Genomic DNA, 24832 nt, shown 5'->3' with positions numbered 1-24832 from the left:
CAGCCCTTGCGCGATGCGCTTGATCTCCGCGCGTTCACGCTCGTGCTTGTCGCCGTCGACGAACGCCGCCAGCAGGCTCATGGTCAGGACGGCCTTGATTTCATCTTGGGTCATGTCGGCAGTCGTGTAGTGAAGGAACCGTGTGGGACCGCGCTGCGCGGGAATGGTTCTGCGCTTTGCGCCACGGGCGCCGGGGACCCGCTCACCAGGGCGGATTGCCGCCGGGGCCCGAGCGCTTGAGCGCGTCGCTCGCCACCACGACCAGCGCCATTCCGGCCAGCACCAGCAGGGCGGCGACGCTGTAGCCGACCGGGCCTTCCGGCACCAGCCAGGTGGGGTGCTGCGGATAGAGTTCGACCAGCCTGGCCAGCGACGGCAGGCCGGCCTTGGCACGTTCGGCATTGGCGCCGATCATCCCGATGCGGCCGAACAGGGCGGCGACGATCAGCAGGGCGCCGGCCAGGAAGATGGCCTTGCCCAGGACGAGGGCGGGACGGGGCGAGGCGACGATGCGGGAGCGGATCCAGTTCATGCGGCACTGTACGCGAGAGCCGCAAAGATGGACTCGCCGTCGGTGCTACTTGGCGCCCAGCTGCCGCCTGGCCTGCTGCCGCAGATAGCGGCCCAGCCGCACCAGGCCGGCGTCGTGGTCGTGGTCGTACAGCGTCTCGCGCTGATTGGCGTCCGGATCCATGGCTTCGAGCAGCGCGCGGTCCTGCTCCAGCACCGCCCAGTGGCGCGCCCGCATCCGGTTGCGGAACAGGAAGCGCCACATGTCGCGCTGCCAGCCCTGCACCTTGCGACAGCGCCAGTGGACCAGGGCGGCCAGGCCGTCCCCGATCGGGGTGAAGCTGCCGACGATGTGGAAGTGGCCACCGGTCCCGCGCCCTTCGGGTACGGAATGGACAACCGCTGCCAGTGAAAGCCGGTGTCGCCGAACTCGACCCAGTCGAAGTTGCGGTCCTGCTGGTCCTTTTTCTCGAACAGTCGTCACGCCACAACACGAGCTTGCGGCCCAGGCGCCGCAGCGAGATCGGTTCCGCGCTCACGAAGCCTGAGGGGCAGATCGCAAACCAGGTGTCCTTCAGTCCCGTGGCGAGCAGCCGCGCCTCGTCGGCGCGCTGCCCGTCATGGCACGCCCAGCCGCGCCAGCTCGGCCTCGGTCCAGGCCGCGCCGTCCGGACGCCGCGGTCCGCCCAGGTTCAGCGCAGCCGCCAGTTCCTGCGGCGTCGCCGCGCCCCCGGCAAAGGCGCGCTCGAACGCGTCAGCCAGCAGGTTCTCCCAGCCCGTCGGCGGCTGGCTGCGGGTCTGGTGCGGCTCCAGGTGGGTGCTGCAATCACTGGCCTCCGGCGCGCACCCGCGCCGTGATGCGCTCGCGCACCGGCACGAAGTCGTAGGTGGCGTAAACCTCGGTGCGAAACACGCCCCAGGCGCGCCGCTCCAGCTCCAGGTTGACCAAGCCGAGCTGGTCGGCGGGCACTTCGAGCGTGCAGATCTGGCCCAAGCCCATGGCCACGGTCCACGACACGACGCGCGCGCCGGCCGGCGGGAACGCTTCCCACCAGTCACTGGCCTTCAGCTTGCCCTGGATGTCGTCGAGCACCAGGCCTTCGTGGTGCTTGAAGATGATGGTCAGCAGCACGGTCGCTGCGGTTTCGGGCGAAGGGGAGTCGGTCGTCATCTCGGCTTCCGTTGGTGTTGGTTCATGCGCCGCGCTGCGCGCGCAATTGGGTGTCGTCGCGCACGCCATGGCGGACCAGCGCCTGGAGCAGCTCCCGGTTGATGAGGGCGGCGACGTCCCAGCCACGCTACACCAGGCTGTCTGCGCGTAGGGCAGGATCTTGCATTGGCTGGGTCAGCCTTGCGGCGTGGAGCCCGTCGCGGCCACCACGCCGCGCCAGATCTCGCTCTCGCGCCGGATCGCGGCGGCGAATTCCTCGGGCGGCTGGACATGGGTCTGACAGCTGCGTGGCGCGAACTGGGCCTTGACCTGCGGCATCTCCAGGATGGTCTTGAGCGCCTGCGTGTAGGCCGCGACGATGGTGGCCGGCGTCCTTTGGGCAGGAAAAAGCCATACCGCTCGACGCCGCCGCCCGCGATTTTTGTGGCCGAGTTCGGCCAGCGTGGGAACCTGTGGCAGCAGCGGCGAGCGCTGGGCGCCGCCAACGGCCAGCACCTTGAGCTTGCCTGCACTGTGGTGGTCGGCGACGTCGGCCACTGGATTGACGCCGACCGCCACATGACCGCCGAGCAGGTCGGCCACCATCGGGGCGGTGCCTTTGTACGGCACGCCACGCTGCCGCCCGGCGGGAAGCCGGTGATGATGCGGATGGTCTTGCCTTGGCCCAGGCCCTGGGCCGCGGGGCCGAATTCGTCGGTGCAGGGCAGGGTGACGGTGTGCCGCAGGACATTGCCCACCAGGGTCATCAGAGTGGTCGGAAAATGAAAGACATCCAGCTGCGTGCCCTCGCTGTCCACCTCCGTCCAGGGGCAGCCGATGCCGTCCGGCTTGGCGGTGCGTGCTGGTGGTCTTCATGGGTCCGCTCTCCGGGATGGCCCTGGGCGGGGATGATACGGGCCAGGCCCGTTCCACACTGCGGCGTGCGTGTCACCGCATTTTGGCGATGCCGCCCCGGTGCGGCTGCGACGCTCAAGCCCCCGTCTTGGCCGCCTGCATCAAGCACTTGGACAGCCGGTCGAAGTGGCGCATGGCGGCCTGGGTCAGCTCGATTTGCTTGCGGCGGGCGTCTTCGGTGTCGGCCAGCGCGATCCAGCCTTTTTCCCGCATCGACTTGAGCCGGCCGTGGATGGTGGCCGGGGCTCCCAGCTCGTCCTTGGCCATCATGTCGCGCACGGACAGGCGTTGCTCCCGCTGGCCGGCGCGGGCCACGAAGGCGAGAATGCGCTCTTCCAGCGGGTCGAGCGGCGGCAGGGCGGGCAGGCCCCGGATGGCCTCGGTCAGCTGAAGGAAGCGCAGGTAGACGTCAGCGGGGCGCTTGGTCTTTTTCATGGCGATCCGATCGGGGTGCGGCGGGGTCGGTGATTATTCGACCGCGTGTGCGAGAAAGGCGAGCTTTATTCGTGACATCGCTACAGGAACAAGAATCATCCTACCTGAAGGAGCGGTTTGATGGCTTGGTTGCGCACGCAGTTCGCTCTGGTGGTCCTCACCATCGTGCTGTTCTCCTCCGTGCTGGCGCTCAACGAGCTGCTTTTCAAGCGGTCCGAACACACACCGGGCATCAACTGGGTCTAGCTGCCGGCGGGCATGCCGCTGGTCTGCACCCTGCTGTTCGCCGAAGCGGGGGCCGTCGGCCTGCTGATCGTCTCCTGGGGCATCAGCTTCCTGTGGTTCTTCCCGCACGACTTCACGCCCGCGCTCATCGGCGGCAGCCCAGGCGCGCTGGCCCCTTACCTGGTTTACCGGCTGGCCGGCCGGCTGTACGGGCTGTACCCGTCGCTGGCCAAGCTGACGCCGCGGCGGCTGCTGCTGCTGAGCGTGGCCTGTGCCTTGGCCAGCCCGCTGCTGCACCACGTCCTGTTCGCCTTGCAGGGCCGTGATGCCCTGCTGGAAGGTTTCGTCGCGATGTTCGTGGCCGACCTGGCCGGCACCCTGATCGTCATCTACACCATGAAGATCGGCCTGGCGCTGGTGCCCCGACGCGAAGGCTGACAGCAGTTACAGGCCCTGCATTGACACGCCGCGGCCGCGGCGGGTACGCTCAGATGAGTCTCGAAATCAGAACAAAACAAGGACAAGGAGCGGGGCGATGACGGGTTGCGACAGGTGCGGCGCACAGGCGCTGTCCGGGGAGGTGGCCTGCCCGGTGTGTGGCCTCGGCTTGCCTGCCCTGGCGGGCCCGGGCGGGCGGCAGGCGCCGCACATTCCGGTGCGCCGGCACGGCACCATTCCCTTGCCGCCGTGGCAAGTGTTCGGTCCGGCGCAGGATCGCGGCGCGCGCAGCCTGTTGGCGCTGGCCCTGGGCGCGCTCGGCGCCGCGCTGATCGCCGCCGCGGTCGGGTACTGGCTGTGGTGACCGGCCCGCCGCGCTCCACGCCGTCTCAGGCGGCGGAGCCCCGCAGCAACGGCGGGTCGGCCCGGCCGGCCACCGGCGCCGCGGCCGTCGGTGCGTCGTCCCGGTAGATGCCGCAGCCCAGGACCAGGTCGTCCACCGCCTCCACGTACGTCGACTTCTCGACGCGGCCGCTCTTCGGGTTCAGGAACTTGAAGTCCAGCCAGCCCAGGCCTGCCGTGCGCACGAACTTCCAGGATCTCGCCACCGAAGTACCTGCCGTCGACGTCGGTGGCCCCCCACATGTTCTGGCCGACTGGGGCCGACTGGGGCCGACTGGGGCCGACTCGGGCGGGAAGGTCAGCCGCACCCCCCGGTGTCCATGGCAAAGATGTAGTCGGCGCCGCGCACGAACCCCCGCGCGGGTCGTTGAAGTTGGCGCAGGCGCGGCGCGCACCATGCTGGCGCACATGGCGCACGCCCCCTTGACCATGGCCACGACGCGGTGCGCTCCAGCCCGTGGTCGGCCTTGAAGCGGCCGACCACCTCCACCAGCCGCGCGATTCCTGCTCGAAGGCCTCGGCGGCGGCCCGGGCGTCCTCGCCAGGGCCGCGTTCTGCTGCGTGACGGCGTCGGCCTGCAGGATCGCCTTGGGCATCTCCGCGACGCCCACGCTCTGCTCTGACGAGCCTGGGCGATGTTGGCCAGCACCTGGCTGACCTCCTGCACGCCGGTCACGGCCTCGGCCAGGGTGGCGCCGGCTCCGGCCACCACCTTGCGGCCGCGCGCCATGCTGTCAGCCGAGCGTGCATCAGCGCCTTGATCTCGCGCGCGGCTTGCGCGCTGCGCCAGCGCCCGCACCTGGCTGGCGACCCCGGCAAAACCCCGGCCCTGCTCGCCGGCGCGGGCCGCTTCCAGCGCCGCATTCGGTGCCAGGATGTTGGTCTGAAAGGCGATGCCCCGACCGCGCCCCGGATCTCGCCGAGGTGGCGCCGCCGCGGTCGATCTGCTCCATGGTGGTGGCCACTTCCTGCATCTGGCCGGCGGCGCCGTCGGCGGTCTCGCGGCCTTGCTGGCCATGCGCCGGGCCAACTCGCAGCTTTCCGCGTTCTGGCGGGCAGTGGACGCCAGCTGGTCGATGCCCGAGGCGGTTTCCTCCAGGGCGGCCTGCTCCTGGCTGCGCTGGCCAGGTCGCCATTGCCATCGCAGATCCGGCGGGCGGCGCCGGCGACGGCATTCGCGCTGGAGCGGATCTGGCCGACGATCGCGGCCACGCTGCGGTTCATCTTGATGATGGAGACCACAGCCGGCCGCGTGGTCGCCCGCCAGCAGATGGTCCCCTCGGCTTCGCCCAGCGGTTTGCCGCTGGCGATCCGCCCGCTCAAGCGGATCATCCGCTGGACGCGCTCAGCGACATGTAGCCCCGCAGCGCCGCAGCAGGTACAGCGCCAAGGCCACCAGCAGGCTCACCACGGCTGGGCGGCCAGCCCGCGCGGGCGGGTGTGGCGAGGTACGGCGCAGCGCCGTCGGCGGCACGACGAGGGTGGCGGACAGCATGAAGCCCGCCAACAAGCTCAGGCGTCCCGCCAGCCAGAAGGCCGGGGCGAACCGCAAATATCGAGGTCTCCTCCAGGGGGGACGGCCAGAAAGCTGCAGCCCCTCCGGCGCTGCCGGCCCACTGGTTTGTAATTGGATTTACGCGATTTCCTGGCGAAAGCTGCTACGGTGAAATCCTCAAGCCCTCCAGCCTCACACCCATGTCCACCCGCATCGAACACGACACCTTCGGCCCCGTGGCCGTCCCCGCGCAGCGGCTGTGGGGTGCCCAGACCCAGCGCTCGCTGCAGAATTTCGACATTTCGGGAGAGCGCCAGCCGCCCGAAATCATTCGCGCGCTGGTCCAGGTCAAGCGGGCCTGCGCCGTGGTCAACCACCTGCTGGGGCTGCTCGACCAGCAAAAGGCGGCCGCCATCGTCGCCGCCGCCGACGAAGTGCTGCAAGGACGGCACGACGAGGAGTTTCCGCTGGTGGTGTGGCAGACCGGCTCGGGCACCCAGACCAACATGAACGTCAACGAGGTGCTGGCCAATCGCGCCAGCGAGCTGCTGGGCGGGCCGCGCGGCGAGGGCCGGCTGGTGCATCCGAACGACGACGTGAACAGGAGCCAGTCGTCCAACGACGTCTACCCGACGGCGATGCACATGGCGGCGGTCGAGGGCATACGCAACAAGCTGCTGCCGGCGCTTGCGTTGCTGCGTGAAACGCTGGCCGCCAAGTCGCGCGAGTTCGACGGCATCGTCAAGATCGGGCGCACCCACCTGCAGGACGCCACCCCGCTGACCCTAGGCCAGGAATTCTCCGGCTACGTCGCCCAGCTGGAGCAGAACGATCGCCACCTGCACGCCGCGGTGCCGCACCTGTGCGAGCTGGCGCTGGGCGGCACGGCCGTGGGCACCGGGCTGAACGCGCCCAGGGGCTTCGCCGAGCAGGTCGCCCAGGAGCTGGCGCGGCTGACCGGCCTGCCGCTGGTGACGGCCGCCAGCAAGTTCGAGGTGATGGCCGCGGCCGACGCGCTGGTGCATGCGCACGGGGCCTTGAAGACGCTGGCGGTCAGCATGATGAAGATCGCCAACGACGTGCGCTGGCTGGCCAGCGGCCCGCGCAGCGGCATCGGCGAGCTCACCATCCCCGAGAACGAGCCGGGCTCGTCGATCATGCCGGGCAAGGTGAACCCCACCCAGAGCGAGGCGGTGACCATGCTGTGCTGCCAGGTGTTCGGCAACGACGTCGCCATCAACTTCGGCGGCGCCTCGGGCAACTTCGAGCTGAACGTGTTTCGGCCGATGATCGCTCACAACTTCATGCAGAGCATCCGGTTGCTGGCCGACGGCATGCGCAGCTTCAATGACCACTGCGCGGTGGGCATCCAGCCCGATCGCGACCGGATCGCCGACCTGGTGAGCCGCTCGTTGATGCTGGTGACGGCGCTGAACCCGCACATCGGCTACGACAAGGCGGCGCAGATCGCCAAGAAGGCGCACCAGGAAGGCACCAGCCTGCGCGAGGCGGCGCTGGCGCTGGGCTACGTCAGCGCCGAGCAGTTCGACCAGTGGGTGCGGCCGGAGAAGATGACGGGGCGCTGACCCCGGTCGTCCCGGCCCAGGCCGGGATCCACACACGGCCATGGCGCCGGAGGCGCCGCCACTGGATTCCGGGGCAAGCCGGGATCACAGGTTCAGGCGCTCAGTGCCTGGCCGCGGCCGCCGCCGCCGAGTCCGACATCATCTTGTCAGTGTAGGCGATCGCCATCGCCGACAGCAGGAACGCGATGTGGATCACGGTCTGCGCGATCAGCACCCGGTCCGAGTAGTTGTCGGCGTTGATGAACGTCTTGAGCAGGTGGATCGAAGAGATGCCGATGATCGCGGTGGCCAGCTTGACCTTCAGCACCGAGGCGTTCACGTGGCTGAGCCACTCGGGCTGGTCGGGGTGGCCCTGCAGGCCCAGCTTGCTGACGAAGGTTTCATAGCCGCCGACGATGACCATGATCAGCAGGTTGGAGATCATCACCACGTCGATCAGCGCCAGCACCACCAGCATGATGATGGTTTCGTTCAGCGAGGTGACGGGAACGGTCGCCTTGTAGCCGATGCTGGTGACCAGCGATTGCAGCGCGGCCTGGCTGCCGGCGGCGGCCTCGATCAGGTGCCACAGCTCCAGCAGGAAATGCACGACGTACACCGCCTGGGCCGCGATCAGCCCCAGGTACAGCGGCAGCTGCAGCCAGCGGCTGGCGAAGATCAGGTTGGGAAGGGGGCGCAGGGGAGATGCGATGAAAGCGGGATCTTCTTTTGCCATGGGGTGTTTTACCGGGGATGCGGGGTAACGCGAATGGACGCAATTGTAGGTTCCCGCACCATGGCGGCAGAACCTTGTCAGACTCGGGGCAGTCAGTGGCTCGTAAGTGCGAAGCCGGACATTAACGACAGATTTTTCCCTCCACGGAGACAAGCATGAGCGCCATCGAGTCCGTCCTGGTTGAAAACCGCGTGTTCCCCCCCGCCGCCGCGGCGGTGAAGGCCGCCCGCATTTCCGGCATGCCAGCCTATGAGGCGCTGTGCCGCGAAGCCGAGGACGACTTCGAAGGCTTCTGGGCCCGGCTGGCGCGCGAGAACCTGGCCTGGACCAAACCGTTCACCAAGGTCCTGGACGAGACCCGGGCCCCGTTCTACACCTGGTTCGAGGACGGCGAACTGAACGCCAGCGCCAACTGCCTGGACAAGCACATGGGCACGCCGGTGGAGCACAAGACCGCCATCGTGTTCGAGTCGGACGACGGCACCGTCACCCGCGTCTCCTATCGGGACCTGCTGGTGAAGGTCTCGCGCTTTGCCAACGCGCTGAAGGCCCAGGGCATCGGCAAGGGCGACCGGGTCGTCATCTACATGCCGATGGGCGTGGAGGGCGTGGTTGCCATGCAGGCCTGCGCGCGCATCGGCGCCACCCACAGCGTGGTGTTCGGGGGCTTTTCGGCCAAGTCGCTGCAGGAGCGCATCATCGACGCCGGCGCGGTGGCCGTGCTCACCGCCAACTTCCAGCTGCGCGGCGGCAAGGAACTGGGGCTCAAATCCATCGTCGACGAGGCGCTGGCCATGGGCGGCTGCGACACGCTCAGGACGGTTCTGGTCTACATGCGCACCGCGACGCCCGTGCCCATGGTGGCCGGCCGAGACAAGAGCTTCGACGAGGCGCTGCAGGGCCAATCGGACACGTGCCCGGCCGAGCCGGTCGGCGCCGAGCATCCGCTGTTCATCCTCTACACCTCCGGCTCCACCGGCAAACCCAAGGGCGTGCAGCATTCCACCGGCGGCTACTTGCTGTGGGCCAAGCTGACGATGGACTGGACCTTCGACATCCAGCCGCCGGACCTGTTCTGGTGTACCGCCGACATCGGCTGGATCACCGGCCACAGCTACGTGGTCTACGGTCCGCTGGCGGCGGGTTGCACCCAGCTGATCTTCGAAGGCATTCCCACGCATCCGCATGCGGGGCGCTTCTGGCAGATGATCGAAAGGCACAAGGTGACCGTGTTCTACACGGCGCCGACGGCGATCCGTTCGCTGATCAAGGCGGCCGAGACCGACGCCAAGGTGCACCCGAGGAACTGGGACCTGACGTCGCTGCGCATCCTGGGCACCGTGGGCGAGCCGATCAACCCGGAAGCCTGGATGTGGTACCACCGCAATGTGGGCGGCGAGCGCTGCCCGATCGTCGACACTTTCTGGCAAACCGAGACCGGCGGCCACGTGATCACGCCCCTGCCCGGCGCCACGCCGACGGTGCCCGGCTCGTGCACGCTGCCGCTGCCCGGCATCATGGCGGCGATCGTCGACGAAACCGGCAAGGACGTTCCCAACGGCGCCGGCGGCATGCTGGTGATCAAGCGGCCGTGGCCGTCGATGATCCGCACCATCTGGGGGGACCCGGAGCGCTTCAAGAAAAGCTACTTCCCGGAGGAACTGGGGGGCACCACCTACCTGGCCGGCGACGGCGCCGTGCGCAACGTCGACAACGCATATTTCCGCATCACCGGCCGCATCGACGACGTGCTGAACGTGTCCGGCCACCGGCTGGGCACCATGGAGATCGAGTCGGCGCTGGTCTCCAAGACCGACCTGGTGGCCGAAGCCGCCGTGGTGGGCCGCCCGGACGACGTGACGGGCGAGGCGGTGTGTGCCTTCGTGGTGCTCAAGCGCCCGCGCCCGACCGGCGAAGAGGCGAAACAGATCGCCAATGAACTGCGCGCCTGGGTGGCCAAGGAAATCGGCCCGATCGCCAAGCCCAAGGACATCCGCTTTGGCGACAACCTGCCCAAGACCCGCAGCGGCAAGATCATGCGGCGCCTGCTGCGCAGCATCGCCAAGGGCGAGAAGGTGACGCAGGACACCAGCACGCTGGAGAATCCGGCAATCCTGGATCAGTTGTCGGAGACCAACTGAAGTCGCATTGCCATCCTGGCCGGCCGCTCATCGCGGCCGAAATGAAAAGAGCCCGCAACCGCGGGCTCTTTTCATTTCCACGCCAGGGTCATTTCTGCGTCAGCACCCAGCCGGCCAGCCTCTTCGCCTCGGCCTCGCTCACCTGCGCGTTGGCGGGCATCGGCACCGGGCCCCAGACACCGGAGCCGCCCTTGAGGATCTTGGCGGCCAGCTTGTCCACGGCGTCCTTTTGGCCGGCGTACTTGGTGGCGACTTCCTTGTAGGAGGGGCCGACCAGCTTCTTGTCGACGGCGTGGCAGGCCATGCAATTCTTGGCGGTGGCCAGGGCCAGGTCGGCCATGGCCGGCGCCGAGATCGCGGCCAGGGCGGCCAGCATAAACAGGGCTTTTTTCATAATGTGGTCCTCAAACGGGTTGGGTTACATTCCTGCAACGGTATTGTACGGAGCGGCGTTGACCGCCTCGTCCGGACTGCCTTGACGTCATTGTGGAGTGCGCATGTATCTGCTCGGTATCGGAATCGTCCTGCTCGCGTTGAAATACCTCGAGATCGGCGCGGTGGCCGAATGGTCATGGTGGTGGGTGTTGTCCCCGTTCGCGCTGGCAGTGGCGTGGTGGGCCTGGGCCGACTGGTCCGGCTACACCAAGCGCAAGGCGATGGAGCGCGAGAGCACGCGCAAGCAGGCCCGGATCGACAAGTCGCGCGAGGCGCTGGGGATGGCCCCGAAAAAGCGCCGCCGCTGAGCCGCCTCAGCCGTCCAGCCCGGACAGGTGCCTGCGCTTGAGCGGGCTGAGCGCGGGGCCTTCGATCACGGTTCCGTCCGGCCGAAAGCGGCTGCCGTGGCAAGGGCAATCCCAGCTGGTTTCCACACTGTTCCAGTGCACCTTGCAGCCCATGTGCGGGCAGACGTTGGAGACGGCGAACAGCTCGCCGTCCGGCGCGCGGTAAGCTGCCAGGCTCTCGCCGTCCACCTCCACGATGGCGCTGTCGCCGGCCGCCAGCGCAGACAGCTTCTCGCCTTGGCGATCGGTCAGGTAGTCCTTGACCAGTTGCGTCACCACCGTGACGTTCTCCTGCAGGATGTTGCGCGCTCCCTTGACCGGGTTCAGGCGGGTCGGGTCGACCAGCTCGCCGAAGGCTGGGCTGTTGCCAGCCAGCTGCTCGGCGATCAGCCGCGCCGCGACGGTGCCCCAGACCAGCCCGTCGGCGGCGAAGCCGGTGGCGATGAAGCCGTTGCTGTTGCGGCCGATGTAGGGCAGGGCGTCGGCGCCGCGGTAGTTCTGCGCCGACCAACGATGGGTGACCGCCTGCTCGCCAAAGTGCTTTTGCGCCAGGGTTTCCAGCGCCAACAGGCCGGCCTTGGCGTTGTGGATGCCGACCTTGTGCTCCTGGCCGACGCAGACCACGTAGTGCCGCCCGCCCGCCTGCGCCGTGCGCACCGACAGCCCCTCGCTCGCTCGCCACCAGTAGATGCCGGCCGGCAGCGCCAGCGCGGATGCTTCGAAGGCGATGCCGTATTCGCGGTGCACCGGCATCTCGGCGTGCACCAGGTGGACGCCCTTGGGCGTGTGCGTGGCCAGCACGATCTCGCTGGCCCGCACCGATCCCGAGGCGGTGACGACGCGCTTGCCCTTGCTGTCGATCTCCAGCACCCGCGAATGTTCGTGCAGCCGCGCGCCGGCCAGCGCCGCCGCCCGCGCCAGCGCCGCCAGGTAGGCTTGCGGCTGCAATTGCGCCTGCCCCGGCAGCACCAGCACGTCGCCGGGCGCGGGGGGCAGCGGGGCCGGCACGGCGCTGGCGCGCTCGACCGAGCAGCCGCCCATGCGCAGCGCGTTCACTTCCTTTTCGATCCAGTCCTGCTGGCTGGGCTGCGCCCACAGCATCAATGGACAGCGCTGGAAGCTCGCATCGGGAACCAGGCGGCAGCGCTCCTCGATGAAGCCGATCGCGGCGGCCCGCTCGGCCACCACCTGTCGCGCCGTCTCTTGGCCAAAGCTGGAGACGACCTGCTGCAGGCCATTGCCCAGCGTTGCGTAGAGGTTGCCGGTGGAGTTGCCGGTGGCGCCGCTGCCGATCTCGTCCGCCTCCAGCAGCACCACCTGCCGGCCCTGCTCGGCCAGGAGCAGCGCCAGCGTCACCCCCGTGATGCCGCCGCCGATGACCAGCACGTCGGTCGTGAGGTCTTCGCCGAGCATGGCAAAGCCGGTGGGCGCCGCCGTGGCGCGCCAGACGGAAAGCGTGTCCATGGGGTTCTCCCTGAAACCCACATGCTAGGCAGCGGCCGGCGCGTCCGTCGTAGGACGAGGACGACACCGGCCGTCGACGACTCAATAGTCGTCGAGCACGGCGCCCTTGGAGGCGCTCGAAGCATTGAAGGCGAACTTGGCCTGCACGCCGCGGGTGTAGCGCGGCTTGGGCGCCGTCCACCGGGCGCGGCGCTGCTCGATTTGCGCCGCCGGCACGTTCAGCTCCAGCAGGAGCCGGTGGGCATCGATGGTGATCGAGTCGCCTTCCTGGATGAGGGCGATGGTGCCGCCGGCGGCTGCTTCCGGCGCGACGTGGCCCACCACCATGCCCCAGGTGCCGCCCGAGAAGCGGCCGTCGGTGATCAGGCCCACGCTCTCGCCCAGCCCCGCGCCGATCAGCGCCCCGGTGGGCGCCAGCATCTCGGGCATGCCGGGGCCGCCCTTGGGCCCGAGGTAGCGCAGCACCATCACGTCGCCGGCGACGATCTTGCCGTCCAGGATTGCCTGCAGCGCCGACTGTTCGTCGTCGAACACGCGGGCCGGCCCGGTCATCACCGGGTTTTTCAGGCCGGTGATCTTGGCCACCGCGCCCTCGGGCGACAGATTGCCCTTCAGGATGGCCAGGTGGCCTTCCTTGTACATGGCCTTCTCGATGGTGCGGATCACGCCCTGGTCGGCGCGCGGCGCATCCGGAATGTGCTTGAGCACCTCCGCAATGGTCTGGCCGGTGATCGTGATGCAGTCGCCGTGCAGCAGGCCGGCGTTCAGCAGCAGCTTCATCACCTGCGGGATGCCGCCGGCTTCGTGCAGGTCCACCGCCAGGTACTTGCCCGAAGGCTTGAGGTCGCACAGCACCGGCGTGCGCTTGCGGATGCGCTCGAAGTCGTCGATGGTCCACTCGACTTGCGCGGCGTGCGCGATCGCCAGGAAGTGCAGCACCGCGTTGGTGGAACCGCCGGTGGCCATGATCACGGCCACGGCGTTCTCGATCGCCTTGCGAGTGACGATGTCGCGCGGCTTGATGTCCTTTCTGATCGCCTCGACCAGCACCTTGGCCGACTCGGCGGCCGAGTTCATCTTCTCGTCGTGCGGGTTGGCCATGGTGGAGGAGTAGGGCAGCGAGATGCCCAGCGCCTCGAATGCCGACGACATCGTGTTGGCGGTGTACATGCCGCCGCAGGAGCCGGTGCCGGGGATGGCGTGCTGCTCGATGTCCTTGAGCTCCTGGTCGGAGATCTTGCCGGCCGAGTTCTGGCCCACGGCCTCGAACACGCTGACGATGTTCAGGTCCTCGCCCTTCCACTTGCCCGGCAGGATGGTGCCGCCGTACACGTAGATGGCCGGCACGTTGGCGCGCAGCATGCCCATCAGGCCGCCGGGCATGTTCTTGTCGCAGCCGCCGATCACGACCACGCCGTCCATCCACTGGCCCTGCACGCAGGTCTCGATGCAGTCGGAGATCACTTCACGGCTGACCAGCGAGTACTTCATGCCCTCGGTGCCCATCGCCATCCCGTCGGAAATCGTCGGCGTGCCGAATGTCTGCGGGTTGGCGCCGGCTTCCTCCAGCGCCCGCACTGCGGCGTCGGCGAGCTTTTGCAGTCCGCTGTTGCACGGCGTGATGGTGCTGTGGCCGTTGGCCACGCCGACCATCGGCTTGCCGAAGTCCGTTTCCTTGTAGCCCATGCCGTAGTACATGGAACGGTTGGGCGCGCGCGACTTGCCCTCGGTGATGTTGCTGCTGCGCAGCGGGCGGATCGGGATGGTCTTCTTGTCCATGGTGTCTCGTGCTGTCGGGCCGGAAAGAGAGGGCAAGTATGCCAGCGCCGGCCGCTGCCTCCCACCCGGGAGGCGCCGCCGTGGGCCACAATGCCGGCCATGCTGACCCATCCGAAGATCGATCCCGTCGCGCTGCAGCTCGGCCCCTTGGCCATCCACTGGTACGGCCTGACCTACCTGGCCGCCTTCGGGCTGTTCATGCTGCTGGCCCATCTGCGCCTGAAGCACCAGCCCTATGCCTCGCTGCAAGGCCCGGGCGGCTGGAGCCGCAAGGACATCGAGGACATGTTGTTCCTGGGGGTGCTCGGCACCGTGGTCGGCGGCCGCGTCGGCTACTGCCTGTTCTACAAGCCCGAGTTCTACCTGGCCAACCCGCTGCAGATCCTGTTCATCTGGCAGGGCGGCATGAGCTTTCACGGCGGCCTGCTGGGCGTGATCGCCTCGCAAGTGTGGTTCGCGCGTTCGCGCGGCCGGCCGTTCTGGCAGGTGATGGACTTCGTGGCGCCTTGCGTTCCGCTGGGCCTGGCCGCCGGCCGGGTCGGCAACTTCATCAATGGCGAGCTGTGGGGCCGTGCGGCCGACCCGGCGCTGCCCTGGGCAATGGTGTTTCCGCAAAGCGGCACCGGCGTGCCGCGCCATCCGTCGCAGCTCTACCAGTTCCTGCTGGAGGGCGTGCTACTGTTCATCCTGCTGTGGCTCTACGCGCGCCAGCCGCGCAAGATGGGTCAGGTTTCGGCCTTCTTCCTGGTGGGCTACGGTGCGTTCCGCTTCATCGCCGAATACTTCCGCGAGCCGGACAGCCACTTGGGCGTGCTGGCCCTGAAGATGACCATGGGCCAGTGGCTGTGCATTCCCATGATCCTGGGCGGCGTGCTGCTCTGGGTGTGGGCCGAGACGCGGATGGAACCGGCACCGCGCGGCGCCGTGCGTCCTCGCTAGGCCTGCCATTGCGGACTTGATCCGCAACCCAGCGACGGCAGCCGCAGGGCGGCTGCCCGATCCGCCGTCGAGCGCGGCATGACAGCCACTTTGCTTTCTTGTCGCCCCGTCACGGGCGCCCCCGCGCACCTGTCCTGTACCGTAATTAGCCGTAATACCGGAAATCAGGGCGGCGGTCCATGCGCCTGTTCCACAACTGTCTGCACGGTCAGGCCGCTGCCCAGCGGCGCGAGAAGATCTTCGCCGGCGTGCTGCTGCCCGGGACCGTCCTGGACGAGCGCAGCTGGAGATCTCGCGCGCGCCGCTGCGCGAGGCGCTCAAGCTGCTGACCGCCGGGGGCCTGGTGCGCATGCGCACGCCAGGCGCATCCCGGACTACTGGGTCGGCGGCCGCTTGGTCAAAGGCTGAAGCAGTCTTTCGGCCTCATGGTGAACTCCCTGAGCGACTTGAAGCGGCTGGACCGCCACCGGGCCCCGGCTGTCGCAGGGAGAAATCCCGATATCGGCGGCCATCGAAGACCTGTACCGTCAGCCGTCATACCGAACAAAGCACAGGAGACAACAGATGCATTCCACCCGCCTTTCCCGGCGCGACGTGTTGCGCGCGGCCGCGGCCGGCGCCGCCGGCTTTAGCGGCCTGGTGCAAGCCCAGGCCCAGGCCTGGCCGGCCCGGCCGGTGATGATGATCGTGCCGTTCCCGGCGGGCGGCGGCACCGACGCCTTCGCGCGTCCGTTGTCGGCGGTGTTCTCGAAGAACACCGGCAAGCAACTGATCATCGACAACAAGGGCGGGGCGGGCGGCACCGTGGGCGCCAGCCTGGCCGCGCGGGCGGCGCCGGACGGCTACAACGTTTTCATGGGCGCGGTGCACCACACCATCGCCCCCTCGATGTATCCGCGGCTCGACTACGACCTCGAGAAGGACCTGATCCCGCTGACGCTGGTGGCCAGCGTGCCGCAGGTGGTGGTGGTCAATCCGCAGAAGATGCCGATGGGCGACTTCAAGTCCTTCCTGGCCGAAGTGCGCAAGAACCCCGGCAAGTACAACTACGGCTCGGCCGGCACCGGCACCTCGCACCACCTGGCCGGCGAGCTGTTCAAGCAGCAGAGCAAGACCTTCATCACCCACATCCCGTACACCGGCGCCGGCCCCGCGCTGCGCGACCTGGTCGGCGGCCAGGTGGACATGATGTTCGACGGCCTGGGCTCCTCCGCCGCGCACATCAAGGGCGGCCGGATCAAGGCGTTGATGGTGTCGGGCACCAAGCGCAATCCGGCGTTCCCCGACGTGCCGAGCGCGGCCGAGGTCGGCATGCCCGACTACACGGTCACCACCTGGTACGGCCTGTGGGCGCCCAAGGGCACCCCGGCCGACGTGCAGGCGCGCATGGTGGACGAAGTTCGCAAGGCCATCCAGTCCGACGAGCTCAAAGCCATCTGGGCTTCGCAGGGCGCCGAATTCCCCAACTACACGCAGCAGCAGTTCGCCGCGCACGTGTCCGGCGAGATCAAGCGCTGGTCGGCGGTGGTCAAGGCGTCCGGCGCCAAGCTGGACTGAGCGCGCCTGTCTTGCCATTCCGGGCTCGGCCGGGATCCATGCGGCGGTGATGGCGTCACCGCGTGGGTTGCGGCGCGAGGCCGCAATGGCAAGGCTGGTGCCGGCGGTGCTGCCACAATTTCCCATTTCCCGACTTTCCTTCCCGATGGACAACCGCAACCTGTTCGCGGTGCTGCGCGCCGCCTTTCCCGAAGACCTCTCGGGCATCGCCGTCGAGACCGACACCGGCCTGGCCTACAGCTGGCGCGACCTCGAGCGCGGCACCGCCATGCTCGCCAATCTGCTGCGCTCGCTACGGCTGGAGCCGGGCGCACGCATCGCGGTGCAGGTGGACAAGTCGGTCGAGGCGATGATGCTGTACCTGGCGACGCTGCGCGCCGGCTACGTCTTCCTGCCGCTCAACACCGCCTACCAGAAGGCGGAGATCGGCTATTTCGTGGCCAATGCCGAGCCCGCGGTCGTGGTCTGCAGCCCCGGCAATTTCGGCTGGGTCAGCAAGATCGCATTCCAGGCCGGCACCCGCCATGTCTTCACCCTGGGCGACGATCGCGGCGGCACGCTGCTGCAACGCGCCGCCCTGCAGCCCGACACCCACGAAACCGTCGCCAGCGGTGAGGACGACCTGGCCGCCATCCTCTACACCAGCGGCACCACCGGGCGCAGCAAGGGCGCCATGCTCACGCACGGCAACCTGCTGTCGAACGCGCAGGTGCTCAAGACCGCCTGGGGCTGGCAGCCCGGCGACGTGCTGATCCACGCCTTGCCGATCTTCCACGTGCACGGCCTGTTCGTGGCCCTGCACGGCGCGCTGCTCAATGGCAGCAGGATGCTGTGGTTCGGCAAGTTCGAGCCGTGCGCCGTGATCGCGAAGCTGGCCGAAGCCACCGTCTTCATGGGCGTGCCCACGCTGTACACCCGCATGCTGGCCGAGCCGGCGCTGACGCGCCACGCGGTGCGCAACATGCGGCTGTTCGTCTCCGGCTCGGCGCCGCTGCTGCTGGAGACCTTCAACGCCTGGCAGGAGCGCACCGGCCACACCATCCTGGAGCGTTACGGCATGAGCGAGACCGTCATGCTCAGCTCGAACCCGTACCAGGCGAGCGACGGTGATCGGCGCGGCGGCACCGTCGGCTTTCCGTTGCCTGGCGTGGGCTTGCGCGTGCGCGGCGACGACGGCCATGACCTGGCCACCGGCGAGATCGGCGCCATCGAGGTGACGGGTCCGAACGTGTTCAAGGGCTACTGGCGGATGCCGGAAAAGACGCGCGAGGAATTCACCGCGGACGGCTGGTTCCGCACCGGCGACCTCGGTCGCATCGACGAGCGCGGCTACGTGACCATCGTGGGGCGCAGCAAGGACCTGATCATCAGCGGCGGCTACAACGTCTACCCGGCCGAGATCGAGGGCTACCTGAACGACATGCCGGGCGTGGCCGAGAGCGCGGTGGTCGGCGTGCCGCACCCGGATTTCGGCGAGGTCGGCGTGGCCGTGGTGGTGGCCAGCAAGGGCGAGCGGGTGGCGGCCGACGCACTGGTGGCTTCGCTCAAGTCGCAGCTGGCGAACTTCAAGATTCCAAAGCGCTGTTTCGTGGTCGACGAGCTGCCCCGCAACGCCATGGGCAAGGTGCAGAAGAACCTGCTGCGCGAGCAGCACAAGGGATTGTTCGATGGGGCTGTCGGCAGCCCCTGAGGCCATTGCGCGGCACGCCGTGGCGCCGGCCGGCTATTCCGGCTCCGGCCGCGGATCGCCCAGGTCGCGCAGGATCTTGACGAAGCCGATCGGCTCGTGGTCCTGGTTGCGCATCAGCATCATCGTGCCGGTGCCCCGGAACCGGCTGCCGTCCTTGCGCATGTGCATGCGCTCGTCCGAGGCGCGCCCCTTGCGCCTGGCCGTGCGGGTCTCCTTTTCCGGCATGTCGGCTGCCCGGTCCTCGGGCGTGAAGATCAGGTCGACCGGCTGGCCCATGATCTCGGCCTCGCCGTAGCCCAGCAGCCGTTCGGCGCCGCTGTTCCAGGTGGTCACGCGCCGGTCCAGGTCGGTCGAGAAGATCGCGTAGTCCAGCGCGTTTTCCACCACCATGCGCATGCGTTCCTCGCTCTGGCGCAACGCCTCGCTGGCGGCCAGCCGGCTGGTGATGTCGCGCGCCGTCACGGTGCCGGCGATCACCCCGCCCTGGCCGTCGCGCACCGGCGTGACGTTCAGCGCCACCTGCACTTCGCTGCCGTCGCGTCGGCGCCGCACCGTCTCGTGGTTCTCGAAGCTGCGCCCCGCCAGCACCGCCTCGACCAGCTCGCCGTGGTCCACCAGCCGCTGCGGCGCCAGCATGGCCAAGGGCTGGCCGATCGCCTCGTCCACCGTGTAGCCGTAGAGCTTGCGGGCGCCGGTGTTCCAGCTCAGGATCCTGCCGTCAGGCCCGAAGCTGATGATCGCGTCCGTGGTCGATGACACCACCGCGGCCAGCCACAGTCGCATCTCCTCGGCCTTGCGGCGTTCGCTGATGTCGATGAAGGTGAGAACTACCCCGCCGATCCGGTCGTCCAGCGTGCGGTAGGGCATCAGCCGGGCCAGGTACCAGCCGCCGTCGGGCCGGCCGACCTCGCGCTCGATCGGCACCAGCCGCTCCAGCACGCGGGCGGCGTCGGCGCCAAGCTGCGGGTAGTCGAGCCGGGAGCCCAGGTCCGTCAGCGGCCGGCCGATGTCGCTGGGGATCAGGTTGAACAGGCCCACCGCCGCCGGCGTGTAACGCATGATCCGCAGGTCGCGCGCGACGAACACGGTGGCGATGGCGGTGGCGTCCATCAGGTTCAGCATGTCGCTGTTGGTGTGGCTGAGCTGCTCGACGCTGCTCTTCAACTCGGTGTTGACGGTGCTCAGTTCCTCGTTGATCGACTGCAGCTCCTCGCGGCTGGTCTCCAGCTCCTCGGTGGCCGCGCGCAGTTCCTCGTTCATGGCCTGCAACTCCTCGTTGCTGGCCTTGAGTTCCTCGGTCGACCCCTCGTACTGCTCCACGGTTTCGCGCAGCTGTAGTTTCAGCCGCTCGATTTCGGCGTCGAGGTGGCGCGCCAGCGGGTCGGCGTGCAGCCGGGCGGTGCGCTCTTCGCCGCTTTCGCCGGCGCCTTCCTGCACTTCGAACAGCACCAGGTAGAGCGCTTCGCCGCCTTGCTGCACGGGCAGCACGCGCAGCGCGGCGACCACCGTGCCGCCGGTCATGGCGATCGGCATCGGCGGCAGCCGGACCTCGTTGCCCTCCTGCGACTGGTACAGGGCGGCGCGCAGGTCGATCCGCAGCTCCGGCTGCAACGCGCGCAGCAGGTTGCGGCTCGGCTCGCCGCCGGCCATCTGCAGGAAGCGGCCGGCGCTCGGCGACAGGTGCACGATGTCGTAGTCGGCGTTGACCAGCACCGACGGCGGGGCCAGCCGCTCGAGCAGCTGCAGGTGCAGCTCGGCCCAGGAGGCGTGGTGCGTGGCGTCGCGCGGACGGCTGGAGGGCGCAGCGGGCGCCACCACCGCCAGGCCCGGCGCCGGGTCGGTGCTGCGCGCCACGGCCCTTGCGCCGTCGGGCCCGGGCAGCAGGCTGTCCATGGCCCGCCGCACCACCGAGCCCAGCGGCAGTGGCAGTGGCAGCGAGGAGCGGCGCGTGGGCCGCTGGGCATAGATGCGGTGGGCCTTGTCGACCAGCGCGAACAGCGGGCTGGCCTCGTCGATCGCTTCCGACCCGCCCAGCAACAGCTTGCCATGCGGCACCAGCGCGAAGTGCACCGTGTCGAAGATGCGCGCCTGCGCCTCGCGCGTCAGGTAGATCAGCAGGTTGCGGCAGCTGACCAGGGCGAGCCGGGAGAACGGCGAGTCGCGCAGCACGTCATGCACCGCGAACAGCACCATCTCGCGCAGCTCGCGTCGCACCCGGTAGCCCGCGTGTTCCTTGGTGAAGAAGTTGCGCAGCCGCTCCTCGCTGACGTCGGCCACGATCGCCGCCGGGTACAGGCCTTCGCGCGCGGCCTGGACGGCTTCCTGGTCGAGATCGGTGGCGAACACCTGGATCAGGGGCGGGGCCTCCAGTGTGCGCGCATGCTCGCTCAGCAGCATGGCCAGGCTGTACGCCTCTTCGCCGGTGGCGCAGGCGATGGACCAGACCCGCACCGCGTCGTTCGGCCTTTTGCCTTCGAACAGCGCCGGCACGTGCTGCTGCAGCGCGGCGAACGCGTCGGCGTCGCGAAAGAAATTGGTGACGCTGATCAGCAGGTCCTGCAACAGCGCGATCGACTCGCCTGGCCGGGCGTGCAGCACGCCCAGGTAGGCCTGCAGGTTCTGGACCCCGTTGACCTGCATCCGGCGGCCGATGCGGCGCAGCACGGTGGCCCGCTTGTACTGCGAGAAGTCGCGGTTGGTGCGGGCGCGCAGGAAGCCCAGGACGTCGCGCAGCCGGTCTTCGTCGGTGGGGTCGTGGCCGTCCGACGCGGCCGCCGCTTCCTCGGGCGGCAGCGCGACCGACTTCTCCATGCGAAAGTAGGTCAGCAGCCGCTCGGGCATCTCCTCGACCCGCAGCACCCAGTCGACCATGCCGGTGGACATCGCCGCGCGCGGCATGCTGCCGTGCAGCGCCTGCTCCGGATCCTGCGCCACGGTCAGGCCGCCGCGCTCCTTCACACGCTTGATGCCCAGGGCGCCGTCGTCGTCCATGCCGGAGAGCACCACCGCCGCGGCGTGGGCGCCATGGCTGTCGGCCAGGGTGCGGAAGAACACGTCCACGACGACGTGGCGCGTGGGGCCGAACGGGATGTCGCCCAGCCGCAGGCGCCCGTGCTCCGACTGCAGCGTCTTGCCGGGCGGGATGACGTAGACGGTGTCGGGGTCCACCTGCAGCGTGCCCTCGACTTTGACCACCGGCATCCGGGTGCAGCGCTGCAACACGTCGGTCAGCGCGCTGTCGTGGTCGGCGGCCAGGTGGATCACCACCACGAACGCCAGCCCGGACTGCGGCGGCATCGCGCCGAGAAAAGCCTGCAGGGCCTCGATGCTGCCGGCGGAGCCGCCCAGCGCCACGACCGGAACCTTGCGATAGCCGTGGCTCGGGATGATGTCGTCGATCTCGTCGGCCAGGTCCTGCTCTGCGCCGTCCGGCCGGAGTTCAGCTGTCATTCGGTCCTCTCGATGCGGGCCATTATGCGGCGCTCAGTCGGTCGCGAACGGGCTGTGAACCAGCCGCTCCACAGCAGCCCGATGGCCTGCCACGGGACGCAGTGGTCCGCGTGCGCGGCGGCCATGGCATTGGCCGGCATCGCCGTTCGGCCGCGGCCTGCACGATCGCGATGCCGCCATGCGGCTTGATCGCCCGCAGGCCGGCGCTGCCGTCGTCCAGCCGCCCGCTCAGGGATGATCCCGACCACACGGGGGCCCCAGGCCGGGGCGGCGGTGCGAAACAGCGGGTCGGTCGCGGGCCGGGAATGGTGTTCCCTGGGGGCGAGGATCAGGCGCGGCCGCTCGCCGTCCACCACGAGATCCCGGTCGGGCGGTGCGATGAAGAGCGTGCCGGGCACCAGCCGGTCACCATCGCAGGCCGTGCACCGGCGGGTGGCGCGCTGGTAGGCCAGCAGCCCGGGCAGCAGGCTGGCGGCACGCACCGCCATGTGCTGGACCATGCAAATGGGCCCGAAGGCGCGGTAGCGCCCGGGTGATTTCCAGCAACGCCGCCACGCCACCGGCCGAAACACCGATGAGCACCAGGCGGCCGAAGCATGGAGGCATCCGCATTGTTGGCGGCTTCGCGCCAGGCCAGCGTTGACCGTGGCGCTATATTTCGCATCCGGCGCGCCAGAGTGGGGCGGCGGATGTAAAGTCGAATCCATGTCCGCCTCCCAAGCTTCCGCGCAAAGTGCGATCGCTTTTCAGTTGATCGCTTCGCTGGAGGCCTACGAGGCCGATGTGGGGCAGCTGTTGGGCCTGCCAGGCGATCCGGAGCACTACCGTCGCGTCGGCCGGCACGTGGACGACATGCGCATGTACGTCTCGACCTTCCCTACGCTGGCGGTGGCCTGGGTCGAAGTGCTGATCCGCCACTTCGAGCTGACCCACGGCCTGTGGCGGCTGCAGCAGTCGGCCGAGCCCGCCGACCTGGCTGCGCCGCACCAGCAGCTGCTCGCGGCCGTCGCGCGCCTGCGCCAACTCTGCCTGCGGGTCATCGCATCCGCCTGAAGGCACGAGCGGCCACCCTGACCGGAAAAGTCCTACAGCGCCCCGCTCGACGGCCTTAAAATGCGCGCGATATGCGTATCGATCTCGCCAGCCCCGTCGACGTGCACGGCTTTCGTGCCCAGTCGAACACCCTTCTGGCCAACCAGGTGCCGCCGGCCGAGATCGCCTGGGAGGCGAGCGCCGCGGAAGGTGTCAGCGGTGCGGTGCGCGGGCTGGCCAGCCGGCCGCCGGCTTTCACAACCGCGCTGAATGCGATCGTTCCGCGCTCCTTCCTGCGCCTGACCGAACTGGTGGTCCTGCATCGCGACGAGACGCGGTTCGACTTGTTGTACCGCCTGCTGTGGCGCCTGATCCACGAGCCGCACCTGCTCGACGGTTCGCGCGATGCCGACATGGCACTGGCCCAGCGCATGGGACAGGCGGTGCGGCGCGAAGTGTTTCGCATGAAAGCGGCAGTGCAGCTGCGGCCTGTGGGCGAACTGGACGGGCAGCCGGTGCGGTTCGGCTGGTTCGAGCCGCGTCACCATGTCACCGAAGAGGCCGCGGCCGCCCTGGCGCGGCTGCATCCGCAAGGCTCATGGCTGCTGGTGACGCCGGACCGCAGCACCTTCTGGGACGGCCGCAGCCTGCTGTGCGGGCCGGGGGTCGCGCACGGGCCGGCCAGCCACGACGATGCCGGCTGGGTTGACTTCGCGCGGCGCATGAAGGGCGCCTCGAACTGCTGAGGCGGGGCGCCGCCCCAGCCCGGTGCCGAAGGGTGGGCATGTTCGCCCCGCTCGAACGAAAAGTCGCTGCGGGTGCGCTGCCAGTCGCTCCCGGTCTCCGATCAGGCGGCAGCATGAACAGGCGGTCCCACGCGGTGCTCGCGGATGTGCGCGCGCAGCCGCGCCAGCATCGCCAGCATCGCCAGCACCCGCCCGATCCGGTCCGTGGCAAGCCGCCGCCAGCATCTCGAACGGCTGCTCCCGGGGGTGAGGGAGGCCAGCCGCTGCGGCTGTTCATGGCCGCAGCTCAAGTGCTGTCGCCGGTGGGCGTCAGCGCGTGGCGGATTGCCAGAACTGGCGTGTGGCTTCCAGTCCGGCCGGCGTCCAGTGCTGGGCCGGCGACATTGCCTTGACCAGCAGGGCCGTGCGTGCGGGTTCCTCCAGCGTGCGCAACTGGCTCGCCAGCAGTTGCAGATCGGGGTCCAGCCCGTCCGGCGCCGCGGCGGCGTCCGCGGGCGCCGCGTTGCGCGCCATGGCGCGGAAGGTGGCGCGGCGGCGCGGCATACCAGGGGGCGCCGCCTCGGCGAACGGGCGGCCGTCCGCCGCTGCCTCGCCGCGCAGCCAGTCATGCAGCACCTGCAGCTCGTAGCTGGAGAACACGCCGAACATCTCGGCCCGCTCGCCTTGCAGCAGCGACCAGAACCGGCTGTTCTCGGCCGGCTCGCCGAACCTGATCCAGCCGGCCTGGCGCAGCGCTTCGATGAAGCCGCTCAGCTCCTGCGGATCGCGCAGCCAGTCGTTGACGCTGCGCCCGCCCACGCGGCAATAGTCGGAGTGGGCGCCGTGACCGGAGCGCGCCTTGCGCGCCAGGATGCGCACGGCCTCGCGGGCGATGTCGAAACCGTCGACCGCCGCGCTGGTGCCTGCACCGGTGGAGGACAGTTTGGCCCCCGCATGCACGCGGCGCCAGAACTGGCCGCCGTCGTCCAGCCGCGGCAGCAGATCCAGCACGGCTTGGCAGGCGCGCCGGGCGTGGCCGGTGTCGCCGTTGTCGACCGTCACGTGCAGCGTGAAGTAGTACGGGTCGAGCCCGAGTTCGTTCAGCTCGTAGGCGGTGATCAGCAGGTGCAGCGGCAGTTGTTCGTAACCGAGGTTGAAGCCGACCACCTCCGGCAGGAACTCCTCGGCGTTCCACGCCAGCGCCAGCTGGATGAGGCCCTGTTCGTACAGCGCATCCGGCAGGTCGTCCAGCGGGTCCAGCGCGTAGCGCGCCAGCAGGCTGCGATAGAGCACCACGTGGTTCTTGTCGGCCGCGCCTTCGCCCAGCGCCTCGACATAAGTGCGCACCAGGTCGCCCAGGCGCGGACTGCCCCAGTGCGGCAGCAGCCCGTACAGCCAGGCG

The 24832-nt window shown here is 69.0% G+C and carries 26 protein-coding genes and 3 pseudogenes; 12 read left to right on the top strand and 17 right to left on the bottom strand.

Annotated features, from left to right (window positions below):
* The 7 genes and pseudogenes from JWP65_RS05250 to JWP65_RS05225 all read right to left on the bottom strand — a co-directional run.
* Window positions 1-114, bottom strand: a pseudogene (locus JWP65_RS05250) (GTPase); the annotation flags it as partial.
* A gap of 88 nt (window positions 115-202) precedes the next feature.
* The gene (locus JWP65_RS05245; RefSeq protein ID WP_299761026.1) at window positions 203-532 is read right to left on the bottom strand and encodes a hypothetical protein; all 330 of its coding nucleotides are present in this window, start codon (window positions 530-532) and stop codon (window positions 203-205) included.
* Between the two features lie 45 nt (window positions 533-577).
* Window positions 578-987, bottom strand: a pseudogene (locus JWP65_RS05240) (3-phenylpropionate dioxygenase); the annotation flags it as partial.
* Window positions 988-1128: 141 nt separating this feature from the next.
* A complete protein-coding gene (locus JWP65_RS20080; protein ID WP_367280473.1) occupies window positions 1129-1323 on the bottom strand; it encodes a recombinase-like helix-turn-helix domain-containing protein in 195 nt (64 codons plus the stop codon).
* Between the two features lie 13 nt (window positions 1324-1336).
* Entirely contained in the window at window positions 1337-1681 is a 345-nt protein-coding gene (locus JWP65_RS05235; RefSeq protein ID WP_299761024.1) for a hypothetical protein, read from the bottom strand.
* 174 nt (window positions 1682-1855) lie between these two features.
* Window positions 1856-2290 (bottom strand): tripartite tricarboxylate transporter substrate-binding protein, encoded by a 435-nt coding sequence (locus JWP65_RS05230; RefSeq protein ID WP_299761022.1) that lies wholly within the window; start codon window positions 2288-2290, stop codon window positions 1856-1858.
* A gap of 360 nt (window positions 2291-2650) precedes the next feature.
* Window positions 2651-3010, bottom strand: a complete 360-nt coding sequence (locus JWP65_RS05225) for a winged helix-turn-helix domain-containing protein (RefSeq protein WP_299761020.1) — start codon at window positions 3008-3010, stop codon at window positions 2651-2653.
* A gap of 120 nt (window positions 3011-3130) precedes the next feature.
* On the opposite strand from JWP65_RS05225, the gene JWP65_RS05220 reads away from it, so the two are divergent.
* The 3 genes from JWP65_RS05220 (at window position 3131) to JWP65_RS05210 (ending at window position 4037) form a co-directional block, all read left to right on the top strand.
* Entirely contained in the window at window positions 3131-3256 is a 126-nt protein-coding gene (locus JWP65_RS05220) for a hypothetical protein (protein WP_299761018.1), read from the top strand.
* A 12-nt stretch (window positions 3257-3268) separates the two neighbouring features.
* The gene (locus JWP65_RS05215; protein ID WP_299761016.1) at window positions 3269-3673 is read left to right on the top strand and encodes a hypothetical protein; all 405 of its coding nucleotides are present in this window, start codon (window positions 3269-3271) and stop codon (window positions 3671-3673) included.
* A 97-nt stretch (window positions 3674-3770) separates the two neighbouring features.
* A complete protein-coding gene (locus JWP65_RS05210) occupies window positions 3771-4037 on the top strand; it encodes a hypothetical protein (protein WP_299761014.1) in 267 nt (88 codons plus the stop codon).
* Between the two features lie 25 nt (window positions 4038-4062).
* On the opposite strand, the gene JWP65_RS05205 is transcribed toward JWP65_RS05210, so the two are convergent.
* The 3 genes from JWP65_RS05205 to JWP65_RS05200 all read right to left on the bottom strand — a co-directional run bounded on the left by JWP65_RS05205 (window position 4063) and on the right by JWP65_RS05200 (window position 5627).
* Window positions 4063-4281 (bottom strand): hypothetical protein, encoded by a 219-nt coding sequence (locus JWP65_RS05205; protein WP_299761013.1) that lies wholly within the window; start codon window positions 4279-4281, stop codon window positions 4063-4065.
* Window positions 4282-4373: 92 nt separating this feature from the next.
* Window positions 4374-5093, bottom strand: coding sequence for a methyl-accepting chemotaxis protein (locus JWP65_RS20075; RefSeq protein WP_367280472.1), 720 nt, complete (start codon window positions 5091-5093; stop codon window positions 4374-4376).
* Window positions 5094-5420: 327 nt separating this feature from the next.
* Window positions 5421-5627 carry a hypothetical protein gene (locus JWP65_RS05200; protein WP_299761011.1) on the bottom strand — a complete coding sequence of 69 codons (207 nt, stop codon included), beginning with the start codon at window positions 5625-5627 and terminating at the stop codon, window positions 5421-5423.
* Between the two features lie 143 nt (window positions 5628-5770).
* Between JWP65_RS05200 and fumC the strand changes: the two genes are divergently transcribed.
* Window positions 5771-7156, top strand: a complete 1386-nt coding sequence (gene fumC, locus JWP65_RS05195) for a class II fumarate hydratase (protein ID WP_299761009.1) — start codon at window positions 5771-5773, stop codon at window positions 7154-7156.
* A 100-nt stretch (window positions 7157-7256) separates the two neighbouring features.
* On the opposite strand, the gene JWP65_RS05190 is transcribed toward fumC, so the two are convergent.
* On the bottom strand, window positions 7257-7871 hold the full coding sequence (locus tag JWP65_RS05190) for a YqhA family protein (RefSeq protein WP_299761007.1): 615 nt from the start codon (window positions 7869-7871) through the stop codon (window positions 7257-7259).
* 155 nt (window positions 7872-8026) lie between these two features.
* On the opposite strand from JWP65_RS05190, the gene acs reads away from it, so the two are divergent.
* Window positions 8027-10012, top strand: coding sequence for an acetate--CoA ligase (acs, locus tag JWP65_RS05185; RefSeq protein ID WP_299761005.1), 1986 nt, complete (start codon window positions 8027-8029; stop codon window positions 10010-10012).
* Window positions 10013-10100: 88 nt separating this feature from the next.
* Here acs and JWP65_RS05180 read toward each other — a convergent pair whose 3' ends face one another.
* The gene (locus JWP65_RS05180; protein WP_299761003.1) at window positions 10101-10406 is read right to left on the bottom strand and encodes a c-type cytochrome; all 306 of its coding nucleotides are present in this window, start codon (window positions 10404-10406) and stop codon (window positions 10101-10103) included.
* 103 nt (window positions 10407-10509) lie between these two features.
* On the opposite strand from JWP65_RS05180, the gene JWP65_RS05175 reads away from it, so the two are divergent.
* Window positions 10510-10755, top strand: a complete 246-nt coding sequence (locus tag JWP65_RS05175; protein ID WP_299761001.1) for a TIGR04438 family Trp-rich protein — start codon at window positions 10510-10512, stop codon at window positions 10753-10755.
* Window positions 10756-10761: 6 nt separating this feature from the next.
* Here JWP65_RS05175 and JWP65_RS05170 read toward each other — a convergent pair whose 3' ends face one another.
* Together JWP65_RS05170 and ilvD are read right to left on the bottom strand one after the other, a co-directional pair.
* Window positions 10762-12258 (bottom strand): FAD-dependent oxidoreductase, encoded by a 1497-nt coding sequence (locus JWP65_RS05170; RefSeq protein ID WP_299760999.1) that lies wholly within the window; start codon window positions 12256-12258, stop codon window positions 10762-10764.
* 81 nt (window positions 12259-12339) lie between these two features.
* Window positions 12340-14037 (bottom strand): dihydroxy-acid dehydratase, encoded by a 1698-nt coding sequence (gene ilvD / locus JWP65_RS05165; protein WP_299760997.1) that lies wholly within the window; start codon window positions 14035-14037, stop codon window positions 12340-12342.
* Window positions 14038-14136: 99 nt separating this feature from the next.
* Here ilvD and lgt point away from each other — a divergent pair, with 99 nt between their 5' ends.
* The 4 genes and pseudogenes from lgt to JWP65_RS05145 all read left to right on the top strand — a co-directional run bounded on the left by lgt (window position 14137) and on the right by JWP65_RS05145 (window position 18223).
* Complete coding sequence (gene lgt, locus JWP65_RS05160; protein WP_299760995.1) at window positions 14137-14976, top strand: prolipoprotein diacylglyceryl transferase; 840 nt, start codon at window positions 14137-14139, stop codon at window positions 14974-14976.
* Between the two features lie 179 nt (window positions 14977-15155).
* A pseudogene (locus JWP65_RS05155) lies at window positions 15156-15325 on the top strand (GntR family transcriptional regulator); the annotation flags it as partial.
* 215 nt (window positions 15326-15540) lie between these two features.
* Window positions 15541-16533 (top strand): tripartite tricarboxylate transporter substrate binding protein, encoded by a 993-nt coding sequence (locus JWP65_RS05150; RefSeq protein WP_299760993.1) that lies wholly within the window; start codon window positions 15541-15543, stop codon window positions 16531-16533.
* Between the two features lie 145 nt (window positions 16534-16678).
* The gene (locus JWP65_RS05145; RefSeq protein ID WP_299760990.1) at window positions 16679-18223 is read left to right on the top strand and encodes a malonyl-CoA synthase; all 1545 of its coding nucleotides are present in this window, start codon (window positions 16679-16681) and stop codon (window positions 18221-18223) included.
* A gap of 33 nt (window positions 18224-18256) precedes the next feature.
* On the opposite strand, the gene JWP65_RS05140 is transcribed toward JWP65_RS05145, so the two are convergent.
* A complete protein-coding gene (locus JWP65_RS05140) occupies window positions 18257-21673 on the bottom strand; it encodes a CheR family methyltransferase (protein WP_299760988.1) in 3417 nt (1138 codons plus the stop codon).
* Entirely contained in the window at window positions 21670-22173 is a 504-nt protein-coding gene (locus JWP65_RS05135; protein ID WP_299760986.1) for a chemotaxis protein CheB, read from the bottom strand. Before JWP65_RS05135 ends, JWP65_RS05140 begins: the two co-directional genes overlap by 4 nt.
* Before the next feature lie 205 nt (window positions 22174-22378).
* Here JWP65_RS05135 and JWP65_RS05130 point away from each other — a divergent pair, with 205 nt between their 5' ends.
* Both JWP65_RS05130 and JWP65_RS05125 read left to right on the top strand, forming a co-directional pair.
* Window positions 22379-22726, top strand: coding sequence for a hypothetical protein (locus tag JWP65_RS05130; protein ID WP_299760984.1), 348 nt, complete (start codon window positions 22379-22381; stop codon window positions 22724-22726).
* A 71-nt stretch (window positions 22727-22797) separates the two neighbouring features.
* Window positions 22798-23451, top strand: a complete 654-nt coding sequence (locus tag JWP65_RS05125) for a DUF4130 domain-containing protein (protein ID WP_299760982.1) — start codon at window positions 22798-22800, stop codon at window positions 23449-23451.
* A gap of 309 nt (window positions 23452-23760) precedes the next feature.
* Here the strand turns inward: JWP65_RS05125 and JWP65_RS05120 are convergent.
* A partial coding sequence (locus JWP65_RS05120; protein ID WP_299760980.1) for an iron-containing redox enzyme family protein occupies window positions 23761-24832 on the bottom strand: 1072 nt, incomplete at its 5' end.

This window comes from Ramlibacter sp., from assembly GCF_028292805.1.
In the GTDB taxonomy this organism is placed as follows: Bacteria; Pseudomonadota; Gammaproteobacteria; order Burkholderiales; family Burkholderiaceae_C; genus Ramlibacter.
Note: the sequence above shows the minus strand (reverse complement) of the source record. Positions and strands in the feature narration are given on the sequence as shown.

What these genes read in the sequence shown, in the direction of transcription:
- JWP65_RS05180 (WP_299761003.1), bottom strand. Translation starts at nt 10,406, where the DNA reads ATGAAAAAAGCCCTGTTTATGCTGGCCGCCCTGGCCGCGATCTCGGCG.
- JWP65_RS05245 (WP_299761026.1), bottom strand. Translation starts at nt 532, where the DNA reads ATGAACTGGATCCGCTCCCGCATCGTCGCCTCGCCCCGTCCCGCCCTC.
- JWP65_RS05170 (WP_299760999.1), bottom strand. Translation starts at nt 12,258, where the DNA reads ATGGACACGCTTTCCGTCTGGCGCGCCACGGCGGCGCCCACCGGCTTT.
- JWP65_RS05145 (WP_299760990.1), top strand. Translation starts at nt 16,679, where the DNA reads ATGGACAACCGCAACCTGTTCGCGGTGCTGCGCGCCGCCTTTCCCGAA.
- JWP65_RS05220 (WP_299761018.1), top strand. Translation starts at nt 3,131, where the DNA reads ATGGCTTGGTTGCGCACGCAGTTCGCTCTGGTGGTCCTCACCATCGTG.
- JWP65_RS05150 (WP_299760993.1), top strand. Translation starts at nt 15,541, where the DNA reads ATGCATTCCACCCGCCTTTCCCGGCGCGACGTGTTGCGCGCGGCCGCG.
- JWP65_RS05175 (WP_299761001.1), top strand. Translation starts at nt 10,510, where the DNA reads ATGTATCTGCTCGGTATCGGAATCGTCCTGCTCGCGTTGAAATACCTC.
- JWP65_RS05135 (WP_299760986.1), bottom strand. Translation starts at nt 22,173, where the DNA reads ATGGTCCAGCACATGGCGGTGCGTGCCGCCAGCCTGCTGCCCGGGCTG.
- JWP65_RS05215 (WP_299761016.1), top strand. Translation starts at nt 3,269, where the DNA reads ATGCCGCTGGTCTGCACCCTGCTGTTCGCCGAAGCGGGGGCCGTCGGC.
- JWP65_RS05125 (WP_299760982.1), top strand. Translation starts at nt 22,798, where the DNA reads ATGCGTATCGATCTCGCCAGCCCCGTCGACGTGCACGGCTTTCGTGCC.
- JWP65_RS05130 (WP_299760984.1), top strand. Translation starts at nt 22,379, where the DNA reads ATGTCCGCCTCCCAAGCTTCCGCGCAAAGTGCGATCGCTTTTCAGTTG.
- fumC (WP_299761009.1), top strand. Translation starts at nt 5,771, where the DNA reads ATGTCCACCCGCATCGAACACGACACCTTCGGCCCCGTGGCCGTCCCC.
- ilvD (WP_299760997.1), bottom strand. Translation starts at nt 14,037, where the DNA reads ATGGACAAGAAGACCATCCCGATCCGCCCGCTGCGCAGCAGCAACATC.
- JWP65_RS05190 (WP_299761007.1), bottom strand. Translation starts at nt 7,871, where the DNA reads ATGGCAAAAGAAGATCCCGCTTTCATCGCATCTCCCCTGCGCCCCCTT.
- JWP65_RS05140 (WP_299760988.1), bottom strand. Translation starts at nt 21,673, where the DNA reads ATGACAGCTGAACTCCGGCCGGACGGCGCAGAGCAGGACCTGGCCGAC.
- JWP65_RS05235 (WP_299761024.1), bottom strand. Translation starts at nt 1,681, where the DNA reads ATGACGACCGACTCCCCTTCGCCCGAAACCGCAGCGACCGTGCTGCTG.
- JWP65_RS05210 (WP_299761014.1), top strand. Translation starts at nt 3,771, where the DNA reads ATGACGGGTTGCGACAGGTGCGGCGCACAGGCGCTGTCCGGGGAGGTG.
- acs (WP_299761005.1), top strand. Translation starts at nt 8,027, where the DNA reads ATGAGCGCCATCGAGTCCGTCCTGGTTGAAAACCGCGTGTTCCCCCCC.
- lgt (WP_299760995.1), top strand. Translation starts at nt 14,137, where the DNA reads ATGCTGACCCATCCGAAGATCGATCCCGTCGCGCTGCAGCTCGGCCCC.
- JWP65_RS05225 (WP_299761020.1), bottom strand. Translation starts at nt 3,010, where the DNA reads ATGAAAAAGACCAAGCGCCCCGCTGACGTCTACCTGCGCTTCCTTCAG.
- JWP65_RS20075 (WP_367280472.1), bottom strand. Translation starts at nt 5,093, where the DNA reads ATGGCCAGCAAGGCCGCGAGACCGCCGACGGCGCCGCCGGCCAGATGC.